General features: G+C 61.1%; 9 protein-coding genes, 2 tRNA genes, 1 pseudogene and 1 CRISPR repeat array. Of the genes and pseudogenes, 10 read left to right on the top strand and 2 right to left on the bottom strand.

The window, feature by feature from the left end:
• Nucleotides 1-44: 44 nt before the first annotated feature.
• A CRISPR array of direct repeats spans nt 45-374; the repeat unit is 37 nt; unit sequence GTTGCAGTCGCCTCGATCCGTTAGTGGATACTGAAAT.
• 325 nt (nt 375-699) lie between these two features.
• The gene (locus tag AC01YT_RS10120; RefSeq protein WP_476675104.1) at nt 700-1,944 is read left to right on the top strand and encodes a hypothetical protein; all 1,245 of its coding nucleotides are present in this window, start codon (nt 700-702) and stop codon (nt 1,942-1,944) included.
• Nucleotides 1,945-1,953: 9 nt separating this feature from the next.
• Here the strand turns inward: AC01YT_RS10120 and AC01YT_RS10115 are convergent, their stop codons facing one another.
• The gene (locus tag AC01YT_RS10115; protein WP_476675103.1) at nt 1,954-2,355 is read right to left on the bottom strand and encodes an FmdB family zinc ribbon protein; all 402 of its coding nucleotides are present in this window, start codon (nt 2,353-2,355) and stop codon (nt 1,954-1,956) included.
• Between the two features lie 97 nt (nt 2,356-2,452).
• Here AC01YT_RS10115 and AC01YT_RS10110 point away from each other — a divergent pair, with 97 nt between their 5' ends.
• The 6 genes from AC01YT_RS10110 (at nt 2,453) to AC01YT_RS10085 (ending at nt 6,456) form a co-directional block, all read left to right on the top strand.
• The gene (locus tag AC01YT_RS10110) at nt 2,453-3,088 is read left to right on the top strand and encodes a guanylate kinase (protein ID WP_476675101.1); all 636 of its coding nucleotides are present in this window, start codon (nt 2,453-2,455) and stop codon (nt 3,086-3,088) included.
• Nucleotides 3,085-3,837, top strand: a complete 753-nt coding sequence (locus tag AC01YT_RS10105; RefSeq protein ID WP_476675099.1) for a rhomboid family intramembrane serine protease — start codon at nt 3,085-3,087, stop codon at nt 3,835-3,837. The genes AC01YT_RS10110 and AC01YT_RS10105 overlap by 4 nt, the downstream gene beginning before the upstream one ends.
• A 17-nt stretch (nt 3,838-3,854) precedes the next feature.
• Nucleotides 3,855-5,255 carry a glycosyltransferase family 39 protein gene (locus tag AC01YT_RS10100; protein ID WP_476675097.1) on the top strand — a complete coding sequence of 467 codons (1,401 nt, stop codon included), beginning with the start codon at nt 3,855-3,857 and terminating at the stop codon, nt 5,253-5,255.
• Between the two features lie 246 nt (nt 5,256-5,501).
• Entirely contained in the window at nt 5,502-5,669 is a 168-nt protein-coding gene (locus tag AC01YT_RS10095; RefSeq protein WP_476675095.1) for a hypothetical protein, read from the top strand.
• A gap of 26 nt (nt 5,670-5,695) precedes the next feature.
• The gene (locus tag AC01YT_RS10090) at nt 5,696-5,896 is read left to right on the top strand and encodes a hypothetical protein (RefSeq protein ID WP_476675093.1); all 201 of its coding nucleotides are present in this window, start codon (nt 5,696-5,698) and stop codon (nt 5,894-5,896) included.
• 98 nt (nt 5,897-5,994) lie between these two features.
• On the top strand, nt 5,995-6,456 hold the full coding sequence (locus AC01YT_RS10085; RefSeq protein WP_476675091.1) for a rhodanese-like domain-containing protein: 462 nt from the start codon (nt 5,995-5,997) through the stop codon (nt 6,454-6,456).
• A gap of 224 nt (nt 6,457-6,680) precedes the next feature.
• Here AC01YT_RS10085 and AC01YT_RS10080 read toward each other — a convergent pair.
• Nucleotides 6,681-6,914: pseudogene (locus AC01YT_RS10080) on the bottom strand (hypothetical protein); the annotation flags it as partial.
• On the opposite strand from AC01YT_RS10080, the gene AC01YT_RS10075 reads away from it, so the two are divergent.
• The 3 genes from AC01YT_RS10075 to AC01YT_RS10065 all read left to right on the top strand — a co-directional run bounded on the left by AC01YT_RS10075 (nt 6,892) and on the right by AC01YT_RS10065 (nt 8,401).
• Entirely contained in the window at nt 6,892-8,019 is a 1,128-nt protein-coding gene (locus AC01YT_RS10075; RefSeq protein ID WP_476675089.1) for a DUF4153 domain-containing protein, read from the top strand. The pseudogene AC01YT_RS10080 and the gene AC01YT_RS10075 sit on opposite strands and share 23 nt — an antisense overlap.
• Before the next feature lie 184 nt (nt 8,020-8,203).
• Nucleotides 8,204-8,292 (top strand) — tRNA-Ser (locus AC01YT_RS10070).
• Between the two features lie 14 nt (nt 8,293-8,306).
• Nucleotides 8,307-8,401 (top strand) — tRNA-Ser (locus AC01YT_RS10065).
• Nucleotides 8,402-8,526 lie beyond the last annotated feature (125 nt).

The raw sequence follows: 8,526 nt of genomic DNA, 5'->3' as shown, positions 1-8,526 counted from the left end.
GAAATATGGAAAAGTTCAATGTACGTATTGGTGTTCATGTCGTAGTTGCAGTCGCCTCGATCCGTTAGTGGATACTGAAATATACTTACGGGCCGCCTCGGAAACAGGTAGAAATGAGTTGCAGTCGCCTCGATCCGTTAGTGGATACTGAAATACTCAGGTGCCCAATCGGAAGTTGCGGATCGGTACGGTTGCAGTCGCCTCGATCCGTTAGTGGATACTGAAATGTCCATCAGCGGACGGGGCTTTTGAGCAATAATTTAGTTGCAGTCGCCTCGATCCGTTAGTGGATACTGAAATCCCACGGCGGCGCTCCATAAACGATTTGGAACGCTCCGTTGCAGTCGCCTCGATCCGTTAGTGGATACTGAAACAGGGTGGATGTCCCCTTTGGATATGCGAGCCGATGAATGCGCTTGGGGTGTAGCCGCCCAGAGCACACCTTGAGAGGACCGGGATGGTGGGCGCTCCGGTAAGCGCAAAAACTCCGGTGGTGCAAATGACGCACAAAACACGCCCGAAAGGGAGATGCAGTCCGTGCGTAAGATTGCCCGGAGTTTTTTTTTATGTCTATTCCTCTCCACTCGGTTTCCGTGATAGGTTTCCCCCGTTTCAGGCTGGCTTAATCCAAAGCGCGTATAATCTAGCCTGTCTATGTTCCTGCGTTTCTTCCTCCGCCGGCTCGCCTGGCTGGGTCGGATGTTCTTATACCTTGCTCTCCTCTTGGCGGCGTTGCTCTCCCTCCAGGCCGGCGATCTCATTCGCGAGGATGTGCCTTCCCAAGTGCGCCAGTTCACCCGCCCCTGGGAGTTCGATTACGTCTCCTGGACGCTGGACGCCTTATGGGCAAAAGAACGGCAGACCGTGCTTGACCTGCCGCGCTACCTCACCCCCGCCCAACAGCGCCAGGCCGTGCTGGATTACCTTGACCTGGTGCGCCAACTCGACCGGGTCGAAGCCGATATCGCCGATGTTTACGCCAACCCCGCAGTCCAAAATCCGCAGGTGCTCACTGCCCCGCTGGTGGCACAACGCGAGCGCGTGCTGGCCCAGTGGCAGCGCCAGCGCCTGCTGGCCGAGGCCGTCCTCGAGCATCAGATCAGCACCGTGATCGCCGATCTGGGGCTGAGCCTGGGAGGGCAGCCCATCCCTCCCTTGCTCTACCATGTCACCCCGTTGCCTATGGCGCTCATTGTCTCCCCGCGCACGGTCATCCGCCAAGATGCCGATATCTCCCTCCAGCCTGATCTCAGCCTGGAGACCATCACCCACCTGGAGCAGGTCGTCGAACGCGGGTTGAACGTCTCGGCGCTGGTGGTGCCGGTCGGTGGTATCGGCATCTACCCGACGATGGTCATGCGCTCGGATAATCTGCCCTGGCTGGTGGAAACAGTGGCGCATGAGTGGATCCACAACTACCTTACCCTGCGCCCGCTCGGCCTGCTTTACGCAGCTTCCCCCCAAATGCGCACGATCAACGAAACCACCGCCAGCCTGGCCGGCAAAGAGATTGCCCGCGCCGTCCTGGCCCGCTATTACCCCGAATTTCTACCCGCGGAAACGGAAAACGAAGCCCATCCGCCATCCTCCGATGGCGGCGCAGCCAAGGCGTTTGATTTTCGCGCCGAGATGCACACCACGCGCGTCACCGTGGATGCCCTGCTCGCCGCGGGGAAGGTAGAAGAAGCCGAGGCGTATATGGAAGCGCGGCGGCGCTTCTTTTGGGAGCATGGCTATCCTATCCGCCGGCTCAATCAGGCTTATTTTGCCTTCTACGGGGCCTATGCCGATACCCCCCTCGGCCCCCAGGGGCAAGACCCGGTGGGCGAGGCCGTGCGCACCCTGCGCGCCCGTTCCCCCGACCTGGCGACCTTTTTGCGCCGCGTTGCCTGGGTTACCTCATATGAGGGCTTGCAGCGCCTGCTGGCGCAAACGGGCAGCTAATCGGCGGAACTAAAGGTCGTAATCGTCCGCACCCAGGTCGCCGCCCGCTTCGTCGCTCCCCAGTTCGGGAATCTCGCGCTCGATATCCTCTGGGCTCTGGCCGGCTTCGAGGCGGCTGACCACCTCATCGAACACATCGCCCAGGTCTTCGCCGACCTCCTTGCTCATCTGGCGCATCATCCGCCCCAGGGTTTTGGGGTCGTCTTCCAGGCCGGCCAGTTTGCTCGGGTCGACCAGGTCTTCCAGGCGGCTTTCCTCCGAACGCGCCACCCGCACCCGCCCGATGCGCCGCTGGACGTTGCTACTGCCGCAGTGCGGGCAGGTCACGGCGCGCGTTCCGTATTCGGCGTAGGTCATGAACACCTCAAACCGTTTACGGCAATCCAGGCAGCGGTACTCGTAGGTTGGCACGGATGTGACTCCTTGGGCAATGGGAATGAATCAAATCAATTATAATCAAAGGTATATCAGAAAAAAGTAAGAATGCCCGCCCCGCTGAGGACATCGAATGGAACCTGCGCTGGATGAACCCCTGTTCTTCGAACTGACCCGCCCCCAACCCTTGCTGATCGTGCTTTCGGGACCCTCCGGGGTGGGCAAGGATACCGTCTTACAGGCGCTCAAAAAGCGCAACCTGCCACTCCATTTTGTGGTCACCGCCACCGACCGCCCCCCGCGCCCGGGTGAGGTGGATGGCGTGGATTACATCTTCGTTTCGCATGAGGAATTCGAGCGCATGATCGCCGCCGATGAGATGCTGGAGTACGCCGTGGTGTACGGTGATTACAAGGGCGTGCCCAAGGCGCAAATTCGCCAGGCGCTGGCCAGCGGTAAGGATGTCATCCTGCGTGTGGATGTACAGGGCGCGGCACGCCTGCGCGCGCTCTGCCCCGAGGCCGTGCTGATCTTCCTTGCCCCGGCCAACGTGCGCGAATGGTACCAGCGCCTGATCAACCGCCACAGTGAGACGCCCGAAACGCTTCAGCGGCGCATCGAGGCGGTACGGCGCGAACTGACCTACCTGGATATGTTCGATTACGTAGTGGTCAATCGCCAGGATCACCTGGAGCAGGCCGTGGATCAGATCGTGGCCATCATCCAGGTGGAGCACCTGCGTGTCCACCCCCGCCGGATTACGCTATGACCCACCCCCCCATTGATCCTTCTCCTGAAACCCCTGGCGCCGTGCGCATCTACTGGCACCTGCCGGCGCGGCGTCCTTATGTGACCTATCTGATGCTGGCCTCGTGCATCCTGATCTACCTGGGGCAGATGCTGAGCCAGACTCTCTTCGGCGGCGACCTGCTGATTGCGCTGGGCGCCAAGGTCAATAGCGCCATCGTGCAAGGGCAATATTGGCGCCTGCTCACCCCTTTGTGGCTGCATGGCTCGATCCTGCACCTGCTCTTTAACATGTACGCACTGTGGGTGATCGGCGCTGGCCTGGAACGCTATTACGGCCACGGGCGCTACCTGGCGCTGTATCTGCTCAGCGGGTACGCCGGCAACGTCGTCTCGTTCCTGATGTCGCCGGAACCTTCGGTGGGGTCATCCACCGCCATCTTCGGCCTGTTGGCGGCGGAAGCCGTCTTTATCTACCAGAATCGCCATCTCTTTGAGAACGCACGGGGAATGCTGATGAACATCGGGGGGATCCTGCTGGTGAACCTAATTTTGGGTCTTTCGCCGCAGATTGATAACTGGGGTCACCTTGGCGGGTTGATCGGTGGGCTGGCGTTTGCCTGGTCGGCCGGGCCGGTGTGGGAGACGACCTATCAGATGAACGGCTACCACCTGACCAATCGGCGCAAGGGCAGCCAGGCGTTGTGGGTGGGGCTGGGGGTAGCGGTGGTTTTCACCCTGCTGGTGGTGCTGCGGGTGGGATGGCTTTAGGGGGATGACCAGGGGGTATGCCTGCGGCGAGCTCCCGTTCCGCCTCGTTACATGATGCGATTGGACTGTTGACTGTCCTGCTGATCGGGCTGGGGTTGCGCCTTTACCGCCTGCCAACCCAATCCTTCTGGGTGGATGAAATAGGGGTGTGGAGCGCTTCGATCCAGCCCGATCTGACGGGGGCGCTGGCAGTGGCCAAGGGGCACGTCATGGCCATGCCGCTGCACTACCTGCAAACCTGGCTGGCAGCGCGTTTGGGGTTGAGCGGCGGGTGGCTGCGCTTGCCGGATGCCCTGTGGGGCACCGCCAGCATCTACCTGGGCTATGGCCTGGCGCGCCATTACGCCGACCGCCGCACGGCCCTGCTGACCGCCGGGTTATTGGCGCTTTCGCCCACCTTGATCATGTATGCCCAGGAACTGCGTTTTTACGCTACACTGGTCTTTTTCTACCTGGCGGTGATTCTGGCTGGCCTTAATGCCCTTCAAACTGGCCATGCCCGCGCCTGGCTGGTCTTTACCCTGATCGGCGTTATCGGTTTGCTGTTCCACATTTACACCATTTTCGGGCTGGGGGTGGTATGGAGCGAGGCGCTACGCCGCCGCCTATGGGCCCAAGATCGCCGCGCCTGGCGCTTTTTACTGCTCAGCACGATTGGGTTGACGCTGGGGTTGGCCGGTAGCGCGATTTATTTTGGCGGTGTGCCGGGCTACCGCGTGCCCCTTTTTGCCCAAACCACGTTGGTGACTTTCCTGCTGGGGGGGATGGGGTTGTTACCCTTATTTCCCCTCCAAGGATGGGGGTGGCTGTGGTTTGTCTTGGTCGCGCTGGCGGCTTTGGGCGGGCTTGTCATCGTGGTAAGGCAGCGCGGGGGTGCCCTGCTGAGCGCGTTAGGCATCAACCTGTTGGCAGTGGGGCTGATTGTGGCGATGAACGCCTATCGTCACTACTTCGTTCACAGCCGTCAGATCCTCTTTCTCACCTTCTGGGTAGCCCTGCTAGCAGCACGGGGCCTTACTGCCGCGCTATCCTGGGTAGAACGACGCTGGCGGCGGGCTGGCTCTCTCCCGGCGATTGGCCTGCTGCTCCTGGGGCTGAGCGCGGCACCGGCGCTCCGACAGTATTATGCCCTGCACAAGACCCCCGTGTACGATCTGCACCCGTTGCTGGCCACTTTATGGCAACCGGGGGAGAGTATTTGCGTCATCCCGGATTATGACACCCACGTCTTCTGGTATTACTGGCAGGACGACCTGAGTATCGCTCTCCGTCCCTGCGATGCCGCAACCGCTCGGCAAGACCCCACGGTGCGTTGGGTACTGGCCGACCCAGGCCTGGATTTGAGCGATACCTTTATCCAATATGAGCGATCGCCCTGGAACACCCTTTACCCCAAAACCCTGTGGGTGCGGCGATGAGATATCCGGCCTATTGAACCGCCACTAAGCCCATACTACGATTAAAATCGAGCACGGTTCCTTCAATTTCCCCCTTCCTTATTCGTGAACTGAACAGGTGATTCTCGCTAGAGTTGCACGCATCCCGCAGCGCAGTCAGGCGCTTGCGGCGGTTTGGTTTTTCTCTCCTTAACTGAGGGAGGACCATGAAAAAGTCCCTGTTTCTGAATCTCCTGATCGTCCTGATCCTCATCGTGCTCACCGTGGGTGGATGATGGGCTACCGGTGGTCGAAGATGGGCTGAAGATTGGGCTGGATGAGGATACCCTGGCCACCCTCAACGGCCTGGTTGAGGTGATAGACCGCCAGCCGGGCCATTGGGAAAGCGTCGGCACCGAGATTCTCACGTCCATCTACCTTTTCAAAACGTGCTAAAGCGATTTTCGCTCCGCGGCGGGCAGATGCTGGATACCGGCTGGTCGGCGAATCGCTTCGTTTCCGGGAAGCGGCCCATCCTGCTGGAGGCGGAGATCGTACCGCAAGGTTCGGTTTGGGGTCTTGCTACCGATATCGCGACCCATAGCGACCGCGAAGAAACCTGGTCGGTGGATGTGCTGTGTATCAATCCGACCGTGGTGAAAACGGTGCCCGAGGGGTGGTAGCGCCCTGCATTGCCATGACCAACCGGCAACGGTGCAACCTTTGCCCTGTCGCCTCATCTAAAAAGCAGAACACCCTATTTTTTGGTCCAGGAGTACAGATGATGGGACAGCGCAAAGGGACGTCACGATCAACGCGTGCGCCGAGAACCGGGTTGCCCCTATGGGCGTGGATTGCCGTGATTGGGGTGATTGCGTTGGGCGTGATCGCGTTGCCCAACTTATGGCGTGCTCAGCCAACCCACACGCTGCCCGCGGAAGTGGATGTGGCGCAGGCGGCAACCTTGCGTGATCAGGGCGCGTTGGTGCTGGATGTGCGCGAGCCGGAGGAATGGGCGGAATATCACATCCCTGGCGCCACGTTGATCCCGCTGGGGCAACTGGCGGCGCGGGTGGATGAGGTGCCGCGCGATCGCCCGGTGCTGGTTTACTGCCGTTCGGGCAACCGCAGCCAGGAAGGGCGGGATATCCTGCTGCGGGCCGGCTTCACCCAAGTGACCAGCCTGCGCGGCGGGATCAAAGCCTGGGCGGCGGCGGGCCTGCCCACGGTCAGCGGGCCGTAGGAGAGAAGGGTAAAAAAGCCTAAAAGCGCTTCCCAAGTCCAGGGAAGCGCCTTTGGGTTTAACGCCAGAACGAGTGGTGATCTGTTTCCATCTCAACCCCAACGGGGGAAAATTCGCATTGGGTCAAAGGCATCCAGCATTTCCGGGAACGGATCGAGGCGACTGCGACTAAAAACAGGGGGAGAGGTGCGAAAAAAATGCCTCCTCTGCCCCGCGGTTTGATGTCACCCCGCCGGGCGCACGGCTCTGCGCACCAGCGCAGCAACCTGTTCCTCCACCGCGGGGGTCAATTCCAGCAGCGCAAAGGCAGTGGGCCACATGAGGCCCTCATCGAGGTGCGCCGCATCGGTGAAACCGAGGGTGGCATAGCGCGTCTTGAATTTCTGCGCGGCCTGGAAGAAGCATACCACCTTGCCCCCCTGGGCGTAGGCGGGCATGCCATACCACAGCCGCGGGGTGGCGCTGGCGCTGCCGGTGGTGGGCGTGCTGGCGCTGCTATTAGCCTCGGCGGATCTGGTCTTTGCGGCCCGTTTGCAGGCGGTGCTCGATGCCCTGCGGCTGGAGCGCCTGCCCGAAACGCTGTTCCGCCTCTTTTATGTGGGAGTGCTGACGATCCTCTTCTACGGCACCCTGCTCCATGCCATTCATCCGATCTGGGCGGTGCGCCCCACCGCGGCGGATCAGGGGCTCATCGCGCCGTTCCTGGGGTGGGTGGAAACGGCCATCGTCCTCGGGAGCGTCAACGCACTGTTCCTGTTCTTTGTAATCCTGCAATTCCGCTACCTATTCGGCGGGCAGGCCAATATCCACGCCGCTGGTTTCACCTATGCCGAGTATGCCCGCCGCGGCTTTGGCGAGTTGGTGGTCGTGGCACTGATCAGCCTGGGGTTGATCCTGGTGTTGCACACCCTCAGCCGACGCGAAACCCTGCTTCACCGGAACGGATTTATCGTCTTGAGCGGCTTGTTGGTGGTGCTGGTCCTGGTCATTTTGGCTTCGGCGTGGCAGCGGTTGAGCCTCTATGAGCAGGCCTACGGCTTCACGCGGCTGCGCACCTACGCTCACCTGTTCATCCCCTGGTTGGGGCTGGCGCTGTTGGTGACCTTGGGCTTATTGCTCACCCACCAGATGCGGCGGGTGGCGGTGGCGGCATTGCTGTGGGGGCTGGGGTTTGGGCTGTTGGTCGGGCTGTGGAATGTGGATGGTTGGGTGGTGCGCCAAAACGTGCAGCGTGCGGTGAGCGGCCAGGAATTGGATGGGGATTACCTGCAAACCCTCTCTGCAGATGCCGTGCCCGAACTCATCCGCCAAGCCCAAAGGCCCGATGTGCCCGCCGCGGCGCGCGAGGCGCTGCTGATCGGGCTGGCCTGCCGCGCGACACAGGCGCAACCCGTAGTGACGCCCTGGCCCGCGTTCCATCTGAGCAAGGCCCGCGCGGCGCAGGACTTAACGCGTTATGCGGCACTATGGCAGGTGTACAAGGTCAAGGCTGATGCCGAGGGCCGCTTTGTGGAGCGGAACGGCGTGCGCCACCTCTGCCGCACGGGAGGCGGGTGGGATTGAGCGGCGAGCGTCACGCCCTGCGATGGACGCAGGCCGGGGATGAGGCAAGGACAGGCAATGCGGGGAACATCGGCGTGTCGGCGTCCCAACCGCAGGCAAACCTGCCTCAAAGAAAACCTGCTCCACCAGCGCGCCCGCTTGCCGACTCGGTCAATTTATGCTAGAATCTAAAACACCAACAGCCGGAGGGATGGCCGAGTGGTTTAAGGCGCCTGTCTTGAAAACAGGTGTGGGGCTAACGCCTCACCGTGGGTTCGAATCCTACTCCCTCCGCTGGCCCTGATTGTGGGGAGGTGCCAGAGAGGTCGAATGGGGCCGCCTGCTAAGTGGTTGTCGGGGGTTAAAACCTCGACCGCGGGTTCGAATCCCGCCCTCCCCGCCATAAATTGCCCGCCATGACGGCGGGCATATTTTTTATCTAACCCGGGTAAAGGCCGAGATCACATTCGCTCCCAAATGTTGGGCGATTGTTAGGTTGATGGGCTTGCTTATCCCTTTGCTCTGTGG

Source organism: Thermanaerothrix sp. (assembly GCF_056331585.1).
Note: the sequence above shows the minus strand (reverse complement) of the source record. Positions and strands in the feature narration are given on the sequence as shown.

Excerpts from the sequence above, each read along its gene's own strand:
- AC01YT_RS10120 (WP_476675104.1), top strand. The coding sequence starts at position 700 with ATGTTCTTATACCTTGCTCTCCTCTTGGCGGCGTTGCTCTCCCTCCAG.
- AC01YT_RS10110 (WP_476675101.1), top strand. The coding sequence starts at position 2,453 with ATGGAACCTGCGCTGGATGAACCCCTGTTCTTCGAACTGACCCGCCCC.
- AC01YT_RS10105 (WP_476675099.1), top strand. The coding sequence starts at position 3,085 with ATGACCCACCCCCCCATTGATCCTTCTCCTGAAACCCCTGGCGCCGTG.
- AC01YT_RS10100 (WP_476675097.1), top strand. The coding sequence starts at position 3,855 with ATGCCTGCGGCGAGCTCCCGTTCCGCCTCGTTACATGATGCGATTGGA.
- AC01YT_RS10090 (WP_476675093.1), top strand. The coding sequence starts at position 5,696 with ATGCTGGATACCGGCTGGTCGGCGAATCGCTTCGTTTCCGGGAAGCGG.
- AC01YT_RS10085 (WP_476675091.1), top strand. The coding sequence starts at position 5,995 with ATGATGGGACAGCGCAAAGGGACGTCACGATCAACGCGTGCGCCGAGA.
- AC01YT_RS10075 (WP_476675089.1), top strand. The coding sequence starts at position 6,892 with ATGCCATACCACAGCCGCGGGGTGGCGCTGGCGCTGCCGGTGGTGGGC.